This is a genomic window from Aeribacillus pallidus (assembly GCF_050478865.1).
In the GTDB taxonomy this organism is placed as follows: Bacteria; Bacillota; Bacilli; order Bacillales; family JACDOC01; genus JACDOC01.
Genome location: NZ_JBCNBW010000059.1, coordinates 41,760 through 62,066, shown reverse-complemented (window position 1 = coordinate 62,066; position 20,307 = coordinate 41,760). Strand labels below are relative to the sequence as shown.

The following is a 20,307-nucleotide window of genomic DNA, read 5'->3' as shown; positions in this document are numbered from 1 at the left end:
TAGGCAGTTCGCTTCTGATTGTATTTATTCTACATCACTCCAAATAATCCTGCCTTTTTTAGCGAACTTTCATCGAAAAATCCGACAAGAATTTTGTCGAATTTTTTTCATTAAAGAACCTTGACAATATCACAATAAATAGTTTATTCTTTTCAGTCAAGTTATAAACCTTACAAAGAAATTTTTATCACAATTTTTTATTATAATACACCTGTAACAATTTGACCATGTTTTTTTTCTAACTACTTCATGATATTAAGCAATAAAGCAAAATAGCACATCAAATAATAATGTGCTATTTTGCATGTTGAATTTCATTGATGATAATATTGGCCGTTTCTTCTACAGCTTTGTTGGTTACATCGATCACTTTACATCCAATTTTCTCAACAATTTTATCAAAGTAAGCCAATTCTTCATTTATTCGATTAATATTGGCGTAACTTGCTTGATCGTTTAGTCCTAATGATTTTAACCGCTCTTTACGAATAAAATTTAATTTTTCTGGATTAATTTTCAAGCCAAAACATTTTTCTTTAGGTATTTGAAATAGTTCTTCTGGTGGATCTACTTCAGGAACTAATGGGACGTTGGCTACTTTCAAACGTTTATGCGCTAAATATTGAGACAAAGGTGTTTTGGACGTTCGTGATACCCCGATTAAAACAATATCCGCCCACAAAAGTCCTCGTGGATCTCGGCCATCGTCATACTTCACCGCAAATTCAACCGCTTCCACTTTTTTAAAATAATCCTCATCAAGCTTACGAACAAGGCCGGGCTCATATAGTGGTTGTTTTCCGTAATGTTTTTCAAACTGATCCATCAAAGGGCCGATAATATCGAAAGCATAAATCCCTTCTTCTTCTGCTCGTTTTTTCATAAAGCTCCGTATCTCTGGCTTCACAAGCGTAAACGCAATTATTCCTTGGTTCAACTTAGCTAAAGAGATGACTTCTTCAATATGGGATTCATCTTCTACATAAGGGTATCTTTTTATTTCGGCGGATGCCCCGTTAAATTGACTGATAGCCGCCTTTGTTACAAGCTCCGCAGTTTCCCCAACAGAATCGGAGACTACATAAATCACTGGATCCGTCAAGTTTCTCACCCTCCTCTACCTGGCTCTTACTGATCAGAAGCAAGGGCCACAAAGGCTTTCGTTATATTGGTTTTTGTAATCCGTCCAATCACTTCAAAACCTTGCTCGGTTTCTTTCACAACAGGTAGAGCATCGATTTGTTTTTCAATTAACTTTTTGGCGACTTCAATTAATAAATCGTCCTTTTGGCACATCGTAATGTTTGGCATACGTGTCATGATAATATTGACAGGGATTGTCGTTAATTCCTGCTTCCCGATGCTGGCTCGTAACAAATCTTTCCGGGACAATACTCCGACAAGATGACTTTTGTCATCTACGACAAATAGCGTCCCAACATCCTCTAAAAACATCGTCACAATCGCGTCATAAACCGATACATTTTCATTTACGACAACCGGAATGGATTGGTAATCTTTTACATGGATTTTTTTTAGATTTTCCGTTAATAGCTGTGTGCCAGACTTTCCTGTATAAAAATAGCCAACACGTGGACGAGCGTCTAAATAACCAGCCATCGTTAAAATAGCTAAATCTGGCCGTAAAGTCGCCCGTGTCAAATTAAGCTTTTCAGCAATATGCTCACCTGTAATTGGACCGTTCTCTTTTACGATTTGCAAGATTTGTTCTTGCCGCTTATTTAGTTCGATTGTCCTCACCACCTGACTCACTACAAATGTGTTACACTTTATATAAATTATTATATACTATTCCAGTACAATTAGAAGAATTTTAAGTAGAAAAATGTATCGAGAACCCCCCCCCCGATACATTTTTTATCCGATTGAAATTGTAAGAATGTGAGATTACTTTACCATAATCTCATTCACGTTGGCAAAAGATAATATGATGTGAGCAAGTTCGTTCATATGTGACAATCGATTGTTTTTAATTTTTTCATTTTGATCCATAACCATGGTATGCTCAAAATACGCTTCAATCGCTGGGCGTAATGATTTTAGTAACTCGTATTTTTCTTCCTCTGATGATGTTTCTGAAAATGCTTTTCGAATATGTTCGAGTTCGTTATATAATGTATGTTCATGGCCGTTTTGGAATAACCCCGGGTCGATGGTAGTAACTTTTTCTGCTTTTTTCGCAATATTGACGACACGGCTTAAAGCTTCGATTACAGATTTAAAGTCGTCATCTTCTTTATGGTTTTGAAGGACACGTGCCCGATCAAAGAGCTGTGGAAGCGACGAAATTTGTCCCTTTAAAACACTTTCTACAATATCATAACGAATATTTTCTTCTTGCAATACATACTTTAGGCGCAATTTAAAGAACTGTATGATTTCTTCTTCTAATTCAAATGCCTCTTTAGAACCAATACCATCAGCTATCACTTGTTGTACGGCTTCCGTTACTAGTTGTGGAAGAGGTATGCTCCATTGATGATGAAGCAACGTTTGAACGATTCCTAACGCCTGTCTTCTTAATGCATATGGATCTTGAGAACCGCTTGGTATCAAGTCGATAGCAAAGAAAGAGGCGATGGTGTCCAGCTTATCTGCAATCCCTACTACTGCACCGATCGAAGAAGCTGCCGGTACATCATCAGCCGAACGAGGTTGGTAATGCTCATTTACCGCACGAGCCACTCGTTCATCTTCACCTAAAAGGAGGGCATATTTTTCTCCCATTATTCCTTGAAGTTCAGGGAACTCATAGACCATTTGAGTGACAAGGTCAAATTTACTAATTTGTGCCGCTCGGTCAACTAGTGATTGTTCTTCCTTCGTAAATTGAAGTAGTTCGGCTAATTGATTAGAAAGCTTACGAACACGTTCTACTTTTTCACTTAAAGTACCAATTTCTTCATGATAAACAATAGATTTTAGTTTTGCTAACGCTTGGTCGATTGATAGTTTTTGGTCTTCTTGATAGAAGAAGTCCGCATCCGCTAAACGAGCTCGTAATACTTTTTCGTTTCCTTTCGCAACCGTTTCTAAATAACGGTCATCACCGTTACGCACTGTCACGAAATACGGTAAAAGGTTTCCTTCTGCATTTTTAACAGGGAAATAGCGTTGATGCTCTTTCATTGTTGTAATTAATACTTCTTCCGGGATCGCTAAAAATTTCTCTTGGAACGTTCCAAATAAAGCTGTTGGGTACTCCACTAAGTTGTTCACTTCTTCTAATAATTCTTCGTCGATCGGAATTTGCCATTGCTGCTTTTCTTCTAATGCTTGAATTTGGTTAAGAATCATCTCTTTTCTTTCTTTTGGATTTGCAATTACGTATTGTTCTTTTAAAGCGTCCTCATATTCTGCTGGTCGTTCAATGGATCGTTGGCTACCTAAAAATCGATGTCCGTACGTTAAACGATCAGTTGAAACATTCGCGACAGAGAAAGGAATGATCTCTTCTCCGAAAAGAGCTAACAACCATTTGATTGGACGAATATATCGAAGTTCTTGATTCGCCCATCTCATATTTTTAGGGAACGATAGACTTCTTACAACGTGTGCTAGTTCGGGTAAAATTGACATGGTGCTTTTTCCTTTAATAAATTTGTTGACAAAGCAATATTCGACGCCGTTCACTTCTTTAAAATAAATATCATTAACATCTACACCCTGCCCCCGACTAAATCCTAGAGCCGCTTTCGTCCATTCACCGTTTTCATCGATGGCGATTTTTTTTGCTGGACCTTTCGCTTCTTCATGAATATCTTCTTGTGACTCAGCCACATCTTTTACATAAACCGCTAACCGTCTTGGAGTAGAAAAAAGGCGAACTTCACCAAACGTAATTTTTTGGTCTTGGAAAAATTGCTTAATTTTTTCACCTAATTGATTCATGGACGGTGTTATAACATTTGCCGGCATTTCTTCCAGACCAATTTCTAGGAGAAAATCACGCTTACTCATTTTGCATTGTCCTCCTTTTGTTGTTTCAAAATCGGAAATCCTAGCTTTTCTCGCTCTTGATAGAACGTTTTCGCTACTTGTCGAGCAAGGTTCCGCATTCGACCGATATAACCTGTTCGCTCAGTTACGGAAATAGCCCCTTTCGCATCAAGCAAATTAAAAACGTGCGAACATTTTAAGACGTAATCATACGCTGGATGCACAAGTCCTTCTTCCATTTGTTTCTTTGCTTCCGCTTCAAATGTGTTAAATAAATCGAAAAGCATGTCCGTATTCGACGTTTCAAACGTATATTTGGAGTGTTCATATTCTGGTTGATAAAAAATATCACGTACGGTAAAACCGTTTGTCCATTCTAAATCAAATACATTTTCTTTATTTTGGATATAGGAAGCTAACCGTTCAATTCCGTATGTGATTTCCACTGAAACTGGTTTACATTCAAGTCCCCCGACTTGTTGGAAATACGTAAATTGAGTGATTTCCATTCCGTCTAACCATACTTCCCAACCAAGTCCCGCACAACCAAGGGATGGATTTTCCCAGTTGTCTTCTACAAAACGAATATCATGTTTTAACGGATCGATTCCTAAAGCGCGTAATGAATCTAAATAAATTTCTTGAATGTTATCAGGAGATGGTTTCATAATAACTTGGAATTGGTGATGTTGGTATAGTCGGTTCGGATTTTCTCCGTACCTTCCGTCAGCAGGACGACGCGAAGGCTCTACGTATGCCACATTCCATGGTTCAGGGCCGATGGCTCGCAAAAAGGTGTACGGGCTCATCGTACCCGCCCCTTTTTCTACATCGTATGCTTGCATTAAAATACATCCTTGATCGGACCAATGCTTCTGTAAAGTTAAAATCATGTCTTGAATGTTCATTGTAACACCTCCATGAATTATTCAACTAAAAAACTCCCGTCTCTATGCTTACGCATAGGGACGAGAGTTAACCCGCGGTTCCACCCTATTTGCTGTTCTCAAAACAAGAACAGCCACCTTTACTACCGCTCTTTTGAGAAAGAACGGGTATCGTTGCTCCAGACTGCCTTCCTTAACACTCTATACCCTAGCTCGCACCATCCTAGGTTCGCTTTTATAGAGGACGTTAAGTACTCCTTTCCTTCATAGCAACATCTTTATGTAGTTATTGCTACTGACAATAATAATCGGTTTTAAGAAAAAGTGCAACTACCAATGAGCTGAACTATGAAAGTCCTTCAAGTTTCGAAAGCTGTTGTAAAAACTTTTTCGATTTTAGTTGAATTCCTGAATATTCCTCGTAATACGCATCGATAAGGGAGCGCAGTTGTTGCTTCGTTTCTTTTTTCACCGATATAGTGCCGAGTCGCGATAAGTCTAAATAATAAAAGAGGCGAAATAATTTGACCGCAACAGGCGATACGGAAAGGTGGTATGAGTCTTTCGGTGCACATGTAGAACATAAAATGCCATTTTCCCGTAAAGAAAAAACAAAAGAACCTTCTTTTTTTCCACAAGATACACACGAATGAACGTAAGGATACAATCCTAATACTTCTAACATTTTTACTTCGAAAATGTTTGTCAGTATCTCTGGGTCATGTCCCTCATTGATGTAATGAATGGTTTGATACAGCAATTCAAATAAAAAGGGGTTCGGCTTTTTCTCTTCGACGCTTCGATCGAGAAGCTCTAGTATGTACGCTACGTATGCTGTTAAAACGATGTCTTCTCGTATCGAGCGCATTGAGGAAATCGTTTCACCTTGATATAACGTATGCAGTCCTCTGCTTTTTTGAATGAGAAAATATCCGTAAGTCATAGGTAACGCCAGGGCAGCGAAACGATTGATCGGCTTTTTCGCCCCCCTGGCCATCACCCCAATTTTTCCTTTCTCTCTCGTAAAAACCGTTAAAATTTTATTAGACTCACCATAATCTCTTGACTTAATAACGATTCCTTCCACTTTTTCAAACACGTAATGCCACCCTCTCGAGATTGGCCTATTAGGGATTGATCCTTTACTACTTTAAAGTAGCGCGGGACTGTCCCTTAATCAATTAAAGAGGGAAATCAACTTCTGCTAGTTCATCTTCCGTTGGATTCGGTTCTTTCTTTTTTTCCTTCTCTAGTTCTTTAAAGAGAAGGTAAGTTTGGATATCTCCAGTTTTTGAGAATACATTCCAGGTGAATTCTAACATAGAAACCCCACCTTTCCGTTTTGAAACTAGCATGCACTTCCCATTAATGCGGTGTTATCGTTAGCATTGCCCGATGCAAATCATTCATTCAACGTAATTTTTTCTAATGTTAGAAAAAACGTCTCACCAAATTAATATTCGTCTTCTCTAAATCCGAAATCACGTAGCTGAGACAATTTATTTCGCCAATCTTTTTGTACTTTCACCCAAAGCTCCAAAAACACTTTCGAACCGAGTAAATTTTCAATATCTATACGCGCTCTTTTTCCAATTTCTTTCAACATCTTTCCTTGTTTACCAATAATGATACCTTTTTGGGAATCTCTTTCAACAACGATGGTGGCCATTACATGAACAACATCATTCTCTTTTCTCTCCATTTTGTCAATGACCACCGCAATTGAGTGCGGTACTTCTTCTCGAGTTAGGTGAAGTGCCTTTTCGCGAATTAATTCAGAAACGATAAACCGCTCCGGATGGTCTGTTACTTGATCAGCGGGATAATATTGAGGCCCTTCTGGTAAATAGTTCGTAATTAGTTCGAGCAATCTTTCAACATTGTTTCCTTCTAATGCTGAAATAGGAACAATTTCGTCGAAATCAAAGCGCGAACGATACTCGTCAATAAACGGTAATAATTCGTCAGGGTGTATTTGGTCAATTTTATTGATGACTAGAAAAACCGGTGTGTTGACTTCCTTAAGTTTTTCGATAATAAACTCATCGCCGCGACCAAAGCCTTCTTGGGCATTTACCATAAATAATACTAAATCCACTTCTTTTAACGTATTTTGGGCCACTTTTATCATGAAATCGCCAAGTTTATGCTTCGGTTTATGAATACCTGGTGTATCAATAAAAATGAATTGTGCTTTATCTGTTGTATAAACCCCTTGTACTTTGTTACGGGTCGTTTGCGGTTTGTCGCTCATAATAGCAATCTTCTGCCCAATGACTCGATTTAAAAAGGTTGATTTACCAACATTTGGGCGACCAATAATAGAAATAAAGCCAGATTTATAATTCTCGTTTCCTAAATTATTCATGTAAATCCTCCGGAGAAAATGCCCCTGGTAATAATTCTTCTACCGTCATCTCTTGTACGTCGCCCTTTAAGTTGGTAAGAATGACTTTCATTTTTGGTGGACATAGCTCAGAAATTACTTGACGACAAGCTCCACACGGAGGTACGGGACGATTCGTATCTGCGACAACAGCCATCGCCTTAAAGTTTCGGACACCTTCCGAATATGCGGTAAATAATGCTGTTCGTTCGGCACAGTTACATAAGCTATAGGCAGCATTCTCAATGTTGCATCCATGATACAATTTTCCATCTTCTGTTAACAATGCTGCCCCTACTTGAAACTTCGAGTACGGTGCATATGCTTTTTCTCTAGCTTTTTTTGCTTCTTCAATTAATTGTTCTATTTTCACATCCATGCTCTCCTTTGCCAATTTCCCATTTGATGTAAATTCCTTTTGTAATTATTGAAAAGTGTTTGGTGACAACATTTTATATGAATTTAGAACCGTTTTCAAATATGAGTGTAAAAAAACTCGGCCTAGGCCGAGTTTAAGTCTTCCCGTTTGCAAATTTATAGTCCCCATTTACTCAACAATTTAGGCAGAATAATAATTAGACCGATGATTACTGTCATTATCGCGTACACAAATACTGCACCAGCTGCGATATCTTTCGCCATTTTAGCGAGCGGATGGTATTCTCCAGTAACTAAGTCAACGGTTCGCTCGATGGCAGTATTCATTATCTCCAAGGCTAGCATTCCAAAGATTGAAAAAATAATTAACGCCCATTCGATTGCTGACAAAGGTAGAAACAAGCTAACGATGACAACGAAAAAGGCGATGAAAACATGAATACGAAAATTTTGTTCTTTTTCCCATGTGAGTTTGATGCCATTGACTGCAAACGAAAAAGAACGGATAAACCGAGACCATCCTTTATCTTTCAAGTCCAAACTCCCCTAAAAGATCTTTTTGTCTCGAAAACATCACTTTTTCTTCTTCTTCCGTCATATGATCGTATCCGAGCAAATGCAAAAAGCCGTGTAAAGCCAAAAACCCTAACTCTCGTTTAAACGAGTGACCATACTCGTTTGCCTGCTCACGCGCTTTCGGTACCGAAATAATGATATCTCCTAGTACCCTTGGCATATCCAAGCCGATAATTTCCGTTTCCCCTTCCCCAAGTTCTTCTAAGGCAAAGGAAATGACGTCGGTTGGGCGATCTTTCCCGCGATAATCACGATTGATTTCTTGAATTCGTTCGTTGGTTACAAACGTTACAGAAACCTCACTACCTCCTTGAACCTCTTCTTTTTCAGCCGCAAAATTCAATAAGTTTTCAATGAGTTCTAATTCTTCTTCGGATAGCTCATTTGTTTCATCAATCATATCAATTTCTAATCTCATTTTTCTTCACCTTCTGTTTGTTTTTGGACGTCTGGATATTCGATTCTCGAATGGAAAATACCATTTAACGTTTCACAAAGTGTCTTTTTCACCACTTCCAACTCTTTTAACGTTATATCACATTCATTAAATTGTCCATCCTGTAATCGATCTTGTACAATATTTTGAACAATTTGTTTAATTTGTTCTGGCGTTGGATGATTTAATGAACGAACAGCGGCTTCCACACTATCAGCTATACTAACAACAGCCGCTTCTTTTGATTGGGGTTTAGGTCCTGGATAGCGATACGCCTGTTCGTCGACATCTTCTCCTAATTCCTTCGCCTTGTGATAAAAATATTTCAACAATGTCGTTCCATGATGTTGCTCGGCTATATCAACAATTTCTTTCGGCATTTTATGTTTCCGTAGCACTTTTGCCCCGTCAACGGCATGAGCAATGATAATTTCTTTACTTGTCTCCGGTGACAACCGATCGTGGGGATTTGAGCGATTCATTTGATTTTCAATGAAAAAGTGAGGGCGCTTCGTTTTACCTATGTCGTGATAATAGCATCCAACTCTTGCTAACAAGCCGTTTGCCCCAATCGCCTCACAAGCCGACTCCGCTAAATTTGCCACCATGACACTATGGTGATACGTCCCAGGTGCCTCGGTTAATATTTTCTTTAACAAGGGATGGTTCGGATTCGACAATTCAATGAGACGAATCGTTGATAATATTCCAAACCCCGCTTCAAAAAACGGCAATAACCCAATTGTTAAAATAGCGGACATCACTCCAGACGTAAAAGCAAAGACAATATAATTCATATAATCTTCGTTTGTTAGTTGACCGTTTGCTAACAAAATGAGCGAAAAAATGAGTAGAACATTGACGAAAGAAACGAAAAATCCAGCCTGTAAGATGTTCGAGCGATGATTCGTTTTCGATAAAAATAAGATTCCTGCAAGACCGCTAAACAATATATACACAGCTATTTCTACATGAATGATACCGTTGAGCGCATCATGAAAAACGATGCTACCACACGCTGCCAAGATGATTGTCATCATGATGGCTAGCCGTTCATTAAGCATTATTCGCACTAGCATCGGCGCCATCGCTGCTGGATAAATATAACCAATATTAGTGATTTCAAACACTTCCATCAAACCGACAATTTTCATTAAAATGATCGACGTAATAAAAATAATACTGAGTAAAATTAAATAGGTTTGTTTTTTTTCCTCTTGTAACGGAAGAGATTTAAAGTGATAGTAAAGAGCGCCGATGATGATCATAACAAAAATAGCTAATCCAAAGAAAGGCTTTTTGGACATGTTGTTATTTAATAGCCCAAGAAGTTGCAATTGTCGATATTTTTCACGATCGATTAAGTGACCTTCGAGTACAATCACTTGTCCCTCTAATATTTTTACCGGTTCTACATTCTCCATTGCAACTTTTTTGCGCTTGTCAGTTAATTCTTCATCAAAAATTTCATTGGCAATAATTGCATATGAACCCAATTCAATCGCCGCTCTTTTTAACGACTCTTCTAACGGATACTTACTTATTTTTTCCTCGATTTCTTTCTTTTTTTCCTCGACTTCCTCATTGCGAATACGATCTTGCATTATCATCTCTACTTGCTTCTCGACAATCGTTTTTACACGTGTGAATTCCGTATCATTAGCTAATAGTAATGTTTTAAACGTTTGATCCGACAGCGATAACGTAACATCTTCAGAAACGTTCGCAGTTAATTTGGATTTTAATAAGGACAATTGTGTATCTATTGAAGGTTCTTCTTGTTTTATATCGTCAACCTCTTCCCCTTCAGCTGGAGGTTGTGGAGATTTGGCTTCCAATTTCGTTTCTTGAATAAAATCAAATATAGACGTTAGTAAGGATAATCGGTTTTTTCCAATTTCTTCTTTATACACATAAACATCTTCAACTTCTTCTGCTGCTTTAAGCCGCTCTTCTTCCGTTTTGGCTTCATCTTGTATCGTTATCGGTGAACGGATCGTATGTTCCGCAATAGAAAATAGTTCAATATCATACGTTTCAGGCTTCACATGATTATACAACACTCCGTATAGTACAACGGCCAGAAGAAAAAAAATCAGTAGGGTTAATACTTTATAGCTCAACATCGACCTTATTTTTTGAATAAGATGTTGCATAAAAGAAGACCTCTCCTATACCCCCTCAATTATTGAGGGAATTTTCAATATTTCATAACTATGTAAAATGATAACAGTTTTTCTTAAAAAATTCATCATGATTAACCGACTAGAAATTAACTTACGGTGAAAAAAGATGAACACTAGGTTATTCCCTAGTGTTCATTAGTCTTTTTCTTGTTTTTCATTATATGCTTGAATAATTTTAGCGACAAGCGGATGACGAACAACATCGCCTTGTTCTAAATAAACGAAAGAAATTCCAGAAACGTCATTTAATGTTTTTTCCGCCGCGATTAAGCCTGATTGAACACCACGTGGTAAGTCCACTTGCGTTTGATCTCCCGTGATGACCATTTTAGAGCCAAACCCTAAGCGGGTAAGGAACATTTTCATTTGGGCCGTTGTTGTATTTTGTGCTTCATCTAAAATAACAAATGCATCTTCAAGCGTTCGACCACGCATATAAGCGAGAGGAGCAATTTCAATCGTCCCGCGATCAATCAATCGAACGGTTTGCTCAACTCCTAACACATCATGTAATGCATCGTACAATGGACGTAAATAAGGGTCTACTTTTTCTTTTAAATCCCCTGGAAGAAATCCTAAGCTCTCCCCTGCTTCTACAGCAGGTCGAGTAAGAATTATTTTTTTAACCATCCCTTTTTTTAACGCATCTACTGCCATAACAACAGCTAAATATGTTTTCCCAGTACCTGCAGGGCCAATTCCAAAAACTAAGTCATATTTACGAATCGCTTGAATGTACTGGCGTTGACCTAGCGTTTTGACACGTATACTTTTGCCTTTAACGCTTTTTGCAATTTCTTCCTCGAATAGCTCGCCAAAATATTCTAATGTACCCCTTTTTCCCATCTCTAGGGCATAAATAACATCACGGGTACTAATGGAAATGCCTTTTCGAATCACGGTTAAAAGCTGTTGAATCACATCATAAATAATATGAACATCTTGCTCATTTCCGATTATGTCGACCGTTTCTCCACGAGTAACAATCGAAACCGGAAACGATTGCTCCATCAGTTTGAGATGAGTATCGGAAATACCGAATAAACTCATCGCTTCATTTGGATTGTCTAGATGAATCGTTTGAGTATAGCGTGTTTCTGTCATTCCACATCTCCTTGAATTATTGGTTGAGCTTCTGCGATGTTTTCTATCACTTGGAAATATATTGATACCTTTACTTTACCATTCTCTATACGTTGTTGCAAAACTTTTTCCCCTTTAATTCGGGCCCCTTCAGGCAACGTTTTTATTAAATTGTCGCGTCCGATGGCAATTGCGGCTTCGAGCGCTTCTTCCTTTGAATACGTACGTTCCACTTCTTCTGTTTCCCACACTACTTCCTTTGAATACGAGATTGGTAATTTCCATCCGAGAAAATGGAGAGGGTATTGATTCGTCTCTTTTTGAACGTTCGTAAATTCAGGGGATTCGAATCCCCATATAGGAATTGAAAAACTTCCGAAAGAAAGACGATGTGTCTTATGGGAGTTTCCGGTCATAACGGTAAATTGAGATGTTAAAGGAAGTTCTACATCAGTCTTGTACCATGTTTCTGCCCAAACTTCTCCCTTTGCAGGAACAACCTTAGAAAATTCACCCTTACCGATGACACCTTGAACTAAAATTTGGCCTTTTGCCACATACTCATGAACCGACACTAATGGTTGTCCGTTTTCAATAAACAACTGGACAATTACACCGTTTTTTTTGGCAATCAAGTTTTGAGGACCTATATATTCAACAGGTGGTGGCGTATTTTTTTCTACGACTTCAAAATGGTAGGTTGTCCCTTTTAATTGCACACCAATCCATGTGACTTCTTTCAATTCATTCGTCAATTTGCGCTGAATTGTTTGGACATCATCGATGTAAAATCGAAGTTTTCCTTTTGTAATTCCCATTTCTTTTAACTGTTTTTCAATTTTATGTTCTAATTCTGGAGATGCCCCTTTTATTTCAATTCCCCATACCATATTGGATAAAAGAAACACCGCCCCTAAAAACAAAATGATGCCGACGAAAAAGCCGCTGTTCTTCATGACACGTTTCCATAAAAACGGCATCCCTACTCCTCGTAAAAAAGACAAACGAATCGGTTCTTTTCGAACATAACGCCGCAGTTTATGTATATCTTTGAGCATCACATAAAAAGTGATGGTATCGGTGCCTTGACGTTTAATATTCCATAATGCGATTTGAGCATTCATTAACCGATTCAAAAACCGCTCTACCCCCACTCCGCGCGCTCTGACTAACACGGTCCCTTGAAAAAAGGTCACCCATAGATTTTTCATTGCCTATAGCCCCCTTACTCATCCAAATAAATCACTTGATCAATATTCCCTTCAAGCAATATTTCTTCCGGTAAAATCGTTTTAATGACGAAGGAGTGCCCTTTTATAAGCAGTTGTCCTTGTTTTAACAACAAGCGGAGTTCTTTATCTGAAAAGGATAAAAGTCCTTTATGATTTTCAATATAAATGTGAATTTTTCCAATCATCGTAATGCGGGGTAAGTCCATTAAAATGTCATTCGGAAGGTCCATTTGCTGGGAAAACCAACGTTTCATTGTTTGTCGAAAGTTCCGGATCATGAAAGAACCCCCTTTCATCTCATATGTATGAATCACTAGAGCATTTCAGCACCATGTAATAAAAAAAACCTGCCCAGGATGGACAGGTTTTTATCTTCGATAAGGACGTTTGGCACGAGGAGGCCCTAATATTTCCGACATGATTACCCCGCGGATAAAATCGTCTTGATGAGCTGGAAGGAGCTCCTTTGTTTCTAATGTTGATTCGTTTGTTATTCGATTTTTTAGCTTCGTTTTTCGAACTGGTTCCTCTACCATTTCTCGATATTTATATACATCCGGTTGCACGGACGAGCTGGTATGTGCCCTTACTTTTTCACAGGAAGGCAATGGTGCTTCAACTTTTTTCATGGAAGGTTTTGGCTCCGCTTGTTGAACAGGTTGGGTACGTTGATGTTTTCGTGGACGTTCTTCCTTTTCCTCACTCTTTTTATTAAAAAACAAACTGATAACCGCAGCGATAAAGGCCAATAGTAAAGATTCCATTTAATTCATCCCCTTTCTAAGGGACTTATTACTCTTTTTCGTGTTGGTTATTGTCTTTCTTTTCACCCGTCATTTTTCCAATAGCATCTCTCATATCCGTATCAGCGATAATGTTTTTAATATTCATGTAGTCCATGACACCAATGTTTCCAGAACGGAGCGCTTCCGCCATAGCTAGTGGAACTTCCGCTTCTGCTTCGACTACTTTGGCTCTCATTTCTTGAACTTTTGCTTTCATCTCTTGTTCTTTCGCCACAGCCATCGCCCGACGCTCTTCCGCTTTCGCTTGGGCAATATTCTTGTCAGCTTCCGCTTGTTCTGTTTGTAATTCTGCACCAATATTTTTACCGATGTCCACATCCGCGATATCGATCGATAAAATCTCGAAAGCTGTACCGGCATCTAACCCTTTTGTTAACACCGTTTGGGAAATAAGATCAGGATTTTCAAGTACTTTTTTATGGTTATCTGAAGAACCAATCGTTGAGACGATTCCTTCACCGACACGTGCAATGACAGTGTCTTCACCGGCACCACCGACTAACCGGTCGATGTTGGCTCGAACCGTAATGCGCGCCTTCGCTTTTACTTCAATTCCATCCATCGCTACCCCGGCAATAAATGGCGTTTCAATAACCTTTGGATTAACGCTCATTTGTACCGCCTCTAGCACGTCACGACCAGCTAAATCGATAGCCGCACAACGTTCAAACGTTAACTCAATATTCGCTCGTTGTGCCGCAATTAACGCATTAACTACACGGTCAACGTTACCACCAGCTAAATAGTGGCTTTCTAATTGGTTAATCGTTACGTTCAATCCAGCTTTTGATGCTTTAATTAATGGGTTAATCACCCGACTAGGAATAACTCGACGAAGCCTCATACCTATGAGGGTAAAAATACTAATGCGAACCCCAGCAGCTAAGGCGGAGATCCACAGCATGACTGGTACAAATGAAAGTAGTAATCCTAAAAAGATTAAGCCAAGAACAATGGCAACAATGAGAAAAATAGTACCACTTTCTAACATCTTTTTTCCTCCTTTATCCGTTTTTCTGTTCTTGTTCTTCCACCCGGCGCACCACCACACGGGAACCTTCAACTTTTACAATTTTCACCTGTTGTTGGGCACCGATGTATCCACCTTCTGTTACGACATCTAACCGTTCATCATTAACAACAATCGTTCCTGCTGGCCGTAATGGAGTTAATGTGAGTCCAACTTTTCCTAACAAGTCTATTCGGTTTACATTTGACACGTATCCTAATTCTGTGTTCGTTGAATCCTTTAAAATGATTTTAGAGAAGAACCGAATTTTCCGACCGAACACTTTCACCATCACCACCATCGTCACGATACTTAACATAATGGCAATTAACAATGAAATGCCCATTTGTATAATGCTACCTCCAGAAAGCAGGATACTAACAAGGATGGATATTAACCCCAGTGTTCCGGCCACGCCGCCTGGTAGGAAAAACTCGGCAATAATAAGCCCCACACCAATTATAAACAATATTAGTACTTCATATCCAGCTAAACCTGCAACTACATGCCCATAGAAAAAGAGCAATAACGAAGTAAGACCCATAAATCCTGGGACACCGAACCCTGGCGAATAAAGTTCTAATACTAAACCTAAACTACCGATTGTCAGTAATATCGGAACAATAATTGGGTGGGTAATGAAACGCGCCAGCTTTTCAGCAAATGATTCTTCCACAGTTTGAACGGTCGCTTTTTCCAATCCTAATTCACGAAGCAAGTCATCAAAATGTTGGACCGTTCCTTCTGAATATCCAACTTTCAATGCTTGATCTGCTGTTAACGTGAGTAATTCTCCTTTTTCTACACCTAATTCCGGTAGTTCGATTGATTCATCCGCCATAGCTAACGCATAAATCGGATCCCTACCGCTTCGCTCAGCCGCCCCTTCCATTGCCGCAAGCCAGTAGCTTACCGCTTTTTTATCAGCGGTGTTTCCAGATTGGTCTATTATCGCTGCCGATCCCATGGTTCCGTTTGGCACCATATATATTTCATCCGCATGCAAGGAAATAAATGCCCCAGCGGATAAAGCTTTTGGATTGACAAAGGCCACAGTTTTCACATCCGTATTAGCAATGAGCTGTCCAATTTCTCCGGCGGCGTCTACCACTCCACCAGGCGTATTAATATCAAAGATGATGACTTTTGCACCATCTTTTTCTGCTGTTTCAATCGCCCGCTTTAAAAATGCGAACAATCCTTTTTCTACTTCTCTTTCTACAGGGACAACATAAACGAGGTCGTTCTTCGCTTTTCCAATTTGGAAAGTAAAAAACAAAGATGGAATGATGATGAAACATAATAAGCTCCAATACATGATTTTCTTCATTTCATTTCCCCCCTTTCGTTTCCTCTCTAATTATGTACGAATGGTGATTAAAAAAGTTTCAAAAATATAAAAAAGTCGAGAGAAGTTGCCTCTCGACTTTTATGATAAATGTTTTTGAACAAGTTTATTCACGAGAGACCCATCCGCTCGGCCTTTTACTTTCGGCATGATGGCTCCCATTACTTTACCCATATCAGCTTTCGTAGAAGCGTTGACTTCAGTAATTGTTTGTTGAATTAACTCTGTCAATTCTTCTTCTGTAAGCTGCTTAGGCATATATGATTCGACGTAAGTTAATTCAGTACGAATTTTCTCAACGAGGTCTTCACGACCAGCGTTTTCAAATTCTTGGAGGGAGTCTTTACGCTGTTTTACTTCACGAGAAAGGACAGTTAACTCTTCGTCTTCTGTAAGCTCTTGCTTTCCGAGTTTAATCGCTTCGTTTTGTAAAGCCGCTTTTAACATACGAATGACGGAGAGTCGATCTTTTTGTTTATTCTTCATCGCTTGTTTCATATCTTCATTCAAACGCTCGAGAAGACTCATAACTACACCCTCTCTTACCACTTACGTTTTCTAGCAGCTTCAGACTTTTTCTTACGTCTTACGCTTGGCTTTTCATAAAATTCACGCTTTCTGTACTCTTGCAAAGTACCAGTTTTAGAAACGGCACGTTTGAAGCGACGAAGAGCATCTTCAAGCGATTCGTTTTTGCGAACGATTGTTTTAGACATATCTCTTTCCCTCCCTCCGAACAATACAGTAAAATCCATGTACTTTGCAATTATAATATAACCATTTTCTAAGGTCAACTATAATTCCCTTTTATCATATCCCGTTCAATTTAAATCCTATGTCTAACATGACTTGTCTATTCCTTCATATATTTTAGGAGAGGGGGATGGGACATGGTGATAACGGTTTTACTATTTTTCTTATTTATAGGTTGCTTTTTACTTGGAATGATGTGGGTACGACAAGGGTTAGCGGCACTTTCAGAACAGAAAATGAAGCGATGGATGGAAAACATTACGAACCGTCCTGTAAATGGCTTTATGATTGGTACATTAGTGACCGCTGTTCTTCAAAGTAGTTCCGCGGTAATGGTAATGACCATTGGAATGGTGTCCGCAGGAATCCTTTCATTTTCACAAACAATTGGTATTATTCTCGGAACTAATATCGGTACAACGGTTACCTTAGAATTGTTAGCACTTCCAATTACCAATCTTACGTATGTCCTTGTTGGGGGCAGTATTGTGTTAAAAATGTCTAGAAGGACGTGGGTATCATCCCTAGGTACTTTATTATTTGGTCTCGGAATGATATTTGCAGCAATGACGGGGTTTGAATGGACCGCTTCTTTGCTTTTTCAACAACCATTTTTTAGCGGGCTATTTAAACAAATGGATCATATCTCTATCGCGTTTTTGGTTGGTATCGTATTTACGTCCCTTATTCAATCCAGTACAGCCATGACGGGAATTGCAATTGGATTTTTAAACGCAGAGGCAATCACTTTAGAAGGAGGAATTTCCATTATGCTTGGGGCAAATATCGGAACGTGTGTAACTGCCTGGCTTGCAAGCATCGGTGGTGGCCGTGAAGCGAAATTAACAGCGTATGCTCACATTTGGTTAAATGTCATCGGAGGAATGGCTGCTATTCCATTCATTGAACCACTTAGTGTATTATGTCAGATATTAAGTGATACAAGTGGAACCCAATTAGCACATGCGAGCGTACTTTATAATTTAATCAGTTCGTTGATCGTTCTACCTTTTAGCATACAATTCGGTCAATTTATTGAAAGGATCCACAAGTAAAATGAACATAAAAAATGCGAACGAGCATTTACCCGTTCGCGATGGAAGATTAATAATCGGCATCACTAGTTAGACCTTGAACAATTTTCACACCAGAGCTTGCACCGATACGAGTCGCGCCTGCTTCAATCATTTTTTCCGCATCATCGGCACTACGAACGCCACCGGATGCTTTGACACCGATGTCAGGTCCTACTGTTTTACGCATGAGAGCTACATCTTCAACTGTCGCACCGCCTGTAGAGAAACCAGTAGACGTTTTTACATAATCAGCACCTGCTTTGACAGATAATTCACAGGCTTTCACTTTTTCTTCTTCTGTTAATAGGGAAGTTTCAATAATCACTTTAGTTAATGCTTTTCCTTTAGCAGCTTCTACAACCGCACGAATATCTTCTTCAACTAAATCATAGTTACCACTTTTTAACGCACCGATGTTAATAACCATGTCTACTTCTTCGGCACCGTTTTCAATTGCATTTTTCGTTTCAAACGCTTTTGTTTCTGGCGTATTTGCTCCAAGAGGAAAACCGATAACTGTACAAACTTTTACTTCTGTTCCTTGTAATAATTCGCTCGCATATTTTACCCATGTAGGGTTTACACATACGGAAGCAAAGTTGTATTCTTTCGCTTCATTGCAAAGCTTTTCGATTTGCTCTTTTGTTGTTTCTGGTTTAAGTAAAGTATGATCGATCATACGTGCAATTTCTTTCATCAAAAGAATCTCCTTTCGAGATAAGATGTCATACATCATACATCATACATCATAACACTAACATGATGTTGTTTTCAAATAGTTTTTCAAAAAAAGAGCCGATCTATGTAGACCAGCTCGATTAGGGGATAAAATTTTTTATATCGCCGCTTCCTTTGTCGTCTCTAACACATCATCCACCACACGTACAAATTTTCCTTCATTATAAGGATATCCTGCTTTGGTAATTTTTACTTTAACGAGTTTCCCAACCATGTCTTCGGTTGCTGGGAATACAATTTTTAAGTAGTTATCGGTATATCCTTCGTACAGACCGCTTTCTGGATCTTCTTTATAACGCTCTTCTGGAATGACTTCTAACACTTCTCCTTCAAACTGGGAAGCATATTCTTTTGCTAATTGATCAGAAAGTGCAATTAAGCGGTGAACTCGCTCGTTTTTCACTTCTTCATCAATTTGATTTTCCATTCGAGCCGCTGGTGTTCCTGTCCGTTTTGAATAAGGGAAAACGTGAAGCTCAGAGAACTTATGCTCTTTAATAAAATTGTAAGTTTCCATGAATTCTTCTTCCGTTTCCCCAGGGAATCCAACAATCACATCGGATGTAACCGCTAATCCTGGTAGAGCTTGACGAAGCCGCGTTAATCGTTCCGCGAAAAATTCCATCGTATATTTACGGCGCATCCGTTTTAACACGGTATTAGATCCAGATTGAAGTGGGATGTGTAAATGACGAACGATAATGTTCGAACGATCAATTACTTCAATCACTTCATCGGTTAACTGACTTGCCTCAATGGAAGAGATACGTAGACGTTTTAATCCTTTTACTTGTTCCTCAATATCCCGAAGGAGCATAGCTAAGTTGTAATCTTTCATGTCTTCACCGTATCCACCCGTATGAATACCTGTTAGTACAATTTCCTTATATCCAGCATCAACCAATTGTTGTGCTTGACGAATCACTTCTTTCGGATCACGAGAACGCATTAACCCACGCGCCCAAGGGATAATACAGAACGTACAGAAGTTATTGCAACCCTCTTGAATTTTTAATGATGCTCGAGTTCGGTCGGTAAACGCAGGAACGTCTAACTCTTCGTACACACGGTTTTTCATAATGTTGCGCACCGCATTGATCGGTTGACGTTCTTTTTTGTATTGCTCAATGTATTCTAACATTTTCGTCCGATCTTGCGTACCAACGACAATGTCTACCCCTGGAATTGCCATAATTTCAGCAGGGGAGGTTTGCGCATAACAACCTGTTACGCAAATAACCGCATCCGGATTGCGACGAATTGCACGACGAATCACTTGGCGGCTTTTTTTGTCACCCGTATTCGTTACGGTACATGTATTAATGACATAAACATCGGCTGTTTTCTCAAAATCAACGCGTTCGTAGCCTTCTTTTTTAAATAGTTGCCAAATGGCTTCGGTTTCGTAATGGTTTACTTTACAACCTAATGTATGAAAGGCAACAGTTGCCAT

The 20,307-nt window shown here is 39.0% G+C and carries 22 protein-coding genes; 1 reads left to right on the top strand and 21 read right to left on the bottom strand.

Annotated features, from left to right (window positions below; all coding sequences use genetic code 11):
* Nucleotides 1–295: 295 nt before the first annotated feature.
* The 19 genes from ABES52_RS13010 to rpsU form a co-directional block, all read right to left on the bottom strand.
* The gene (locus ABES52_RS13010) at nt 296–1,102 is read right to left on the bottom strand and encodes a pyruvate, water dikinase regulatory protein (protein ID WP_429651608.1); all 807 of its coding nucleotides are present in this window, start codon (nt 1,100–1,102) and stop codon (nt 296–298) included.
* A 26-nt stretch (nt 1,103–1,128) separates the two neighbouring features.
* Nucleotides 1,129–1,764: a transcriptional regulator CcpN gene (ccpN, locus tag ABES52_RS13005; protein ID WP_429651607.1), complete on the bottom strand. Its 636-nt coding sequence runs from the start codon at nt 1,762–1,764 to the stop codon at nt 1,129–1,131.
* Nucleotides 1,765–1,908: 144 nt separating this feature from the next.
* The gene (glyS, locus tag ABES52_RS13000; protein ID WP_429651606.1) at nt 1,909–3,981 is read right to left on the bottom strand and encodes a glycine--tRNA ligase subunit beta; all 2,073 of its coding nucleotides are present in this window, start codon (nt 3,979–3,981) and stop codon (nt 1,909–1,911) included.
* Nucleotides 3,978–4,868: a glycine--tRNA ligase subunit alpha gene (gene glyQ / locus ABES52_RS12995; RefSeq protein WP_429651605.1), complete on the bottom strand. Its 891-nt coding sequence runs from the start codon at nt 4,866–4,868 to the stop codon at nt 3,978–3,980. Before glyQ ends, glyS begins: the two co-directional genes overlap by 4 nt.
* A 325-nt stretch (nt 4,869–5,193) precedes the next feature.
* On the bottom strand, nt 5,194–5,946 hold the full coding sequence (gene recO / locus ABES52_RS12990) for a DNA repair protein RecO (RefSeq protein WP_429651604.1): 753 nt from the start codon (nt 5,944–5,946) through the stop codon (nt 5,194–5,196).
* 82 nt (nt 5,947–6,028) lie between these two features.
* Nucleotides 6,029–6,169: a YqzL family protein gene (locus tag ABES52_RS12985; protein ID WP_429651603.1), complete on the bottom strand. Its 141-nt coding sequence runs from the start codon at nt 6,167–6,169 to the stop codon at nt 6,029–6,031.
* A 131-nt stretch (nt 6,170–6,300) separates the two neighbouring features.
* Nucleotides 6,301–7,215: a GTPase Era gene (era, locus tag ABES52_RS12980; protein ID WP_429651602.1), complete on the bottom strand. Its 915-nt coding sequence runs from the start codon at nt 7,213–7,215 to the stop codon at nt 6,301–6,303.
* A complete protein-coding gene (locus ABES52_RS12975; protein WP_429651601.1) occupies nt 7,208–7,606 on the bottom strand; it encodes a cytidine deaminase in 399 nt (132 codons plus the stop codon). The genes era and ABES52_RS12975 overlap by 8 nt, the downstream gene beginning before the upstream one ends.
* A gap of 161 nt (nt 7,607–7,767) precedes the next feature.
* Nucleotides 7,768–8,145, bottom strand: a complete 378-nt coding sequence (locus ABES52_RS12970; RefSeq protein ID WP_429651600.1) for a diacylglycerol kinase family protein — start codon at nt 8,143–8,145, stop codon at nt 7,768–7,770.
* Entirely contained in the window at nt 8,135–8,605 is a 471-nt protein-coding gene (gene ybeY / locus ABES52_RS12965; protein ID WP_429651599.1) for an rRNA maturation RNase YbeY, read from the bottom strand. The genes ABES52_RS12970 and ybeY overlap by 11 nt, the downstream gene beginning before the upstream one ends.
* Nucleotides 8,602–10,779 (bottom strand): HD family phosphohydrolase, encoded by a 2,178-nt coding sequence (locus tag ABES52_RS12960; protein WP_429651598.1) that lies wholly within the window; start codon nt 10,777–10,779, stop codon nt 8,602–8,604. The genes ybeY and ABES52_RS12960 overlap by 4 nt, the downstream gene beginning before the upstream one ends.
* Before the next feature lie 165 nt (nt 10,780–10,944).
* Nucleotides 10,945–11,913 carry a PhoH family protein gene (locus ABES52_RS12955; protein WP_429651597.1) on the bottom strand — a complete coding sequence of 323 codons (969 nt, stop codon included), beginning with the start codon at nt 11,911–11,913 and terminating at the stop codon, nt 10,945–10,947.
* Nucleotides 11,910–13,103: a sporulation protein YqfD gene (gene yqfD / locus ABES52_RS12950; protein ID WP_429651596.1), complete on the bottom strand. Its 1,194-nt coding sequence runs from the start codon at nt 13,101–13,103 to the stop codon at nt 11,910–11,912. The genes ABES52_RS12955 and yqfD overlap by 4 nt, the downstream gene beginning before the upstream one ends.
* 14 nt (nt 13,104–13,117) lie before the next feature.
* Nucleotides 13,118–13,402 (bottom strand): sporulation protein YqfC, encoded by a 285-nt coding sequence (yqfC, locus tag ABES52_RS12945; RefSeq protein WP_429651595.1) that lies wholly within the window; start codon nt 13,400–13,402, stop codon nt 13,118–13,120.
* Between the two features lie 90 nt (nt 13,403–13,492).
* A complete protein-coding gene (locus ABES52_RS12940; RefSeq protein ID WP_429651594.1) occupies nt 13,493–13,888 on the bottom strand; it encodes a YqfB family membrane protein in 396 nt (131 codons plus the stop codon).
* Between the two features lie 28 nt (nt 13,889–13,916).
* Nucleotides 13,917–14,921: a flotillin-like protein FloA gene (gene floA, locus ABES52_RS12935; RefSeq protein WP_429651593.1), complete on the bottom strand. Its 1,005-nt coding sequence runs from the start codon at nt 14,919–14,921 to the stop codon at nt 13,917–13,919.
* A gap of 13 nt (nt 14,922–14,934) precedes the next feature.
* The gene (locus ABES52_RS12930; protein WP_429651592.1) at nt 14,935–16,269 is read right to left on the bottom strand and encodes an NfeD family protein; all 1,335 of its coding nucleotides are present in this window, start codon (nt 16,267–16,269) and stop codon (nt 14,935–14,937) included.
* 99 nt (nt 16,270–16,368) lie between these two features.
* Nucleotides 16,369–16,815: a GatB/YqeY domain-containing protein gene (locus tag ABES52_RS12925; protein WP_429651591.1), complete on the bottom strand. Its 447-nt coding sequence runs from the start codon at nt 16,813–16,815 to the stop codon at nt 16,369–16,371.
* Between the two features lie 14 nt (nt 16,816–16,829).
* Nucleotides 16,830–17,003, bottom strand: a complete 174-nt coding sequence (rpsU, locus tag ABES52_RS12920; protein WP_429651590.1) for a 30S ribosomal protein S21 — start codon at nt 17,001–17,003, stop codon at nt 16,830–16,832.
* 174 nt (nt 17,004–17,177) lie between these two features.
* Here rpsU and ABES52_RS12915 point away from each other — a divergent pair, with 174 nt between their 5' ends.
* Entirely contained in the window at nt 17,178–18,095 is a 918-nt protein-coding gene (locus ABES52_RS12915; protein WP_429651589.1) for a Na/Pi symporter, read from the top strand.
* A 49-nt stretch (nt 18,096–18,144) separates the two neighbouring features.
* On the opposite strand, the gene deoC is transcribed toward ABES52_RS12915, so the two are convergent.
* Both deoC and mtaB read right to left on the bottom strand, forming a co-directional pair.
* Nucleotides 18,145–18,813, bottom strand: coding sequence for a deoxyribose-phosphate aldolase (deoC, locus tag ABES52_RS12910; protein WP_429651588.1), 669 nt, complete (start codon nt 18,811–18,813; stop codon nt 18,145–18,147).
* A 138-nt stretch (nt 18,814–18,951) separates the two neighbouring features.
* Nucleotides 18,952–20,307: a tRNA (N(6)-L-threonylcarbamoyladenosine(37)-C(2))-methylthiotransferase MtaB gene (gene mtaB / locus ABES52_RS12905; RefSeq protein WP_429651587.1), complete on the bottom strand. Its 1,356-nt coding sequence runs from the start codon at nt 20,305–20,307 to the stop codon at nt 18,952–18,954.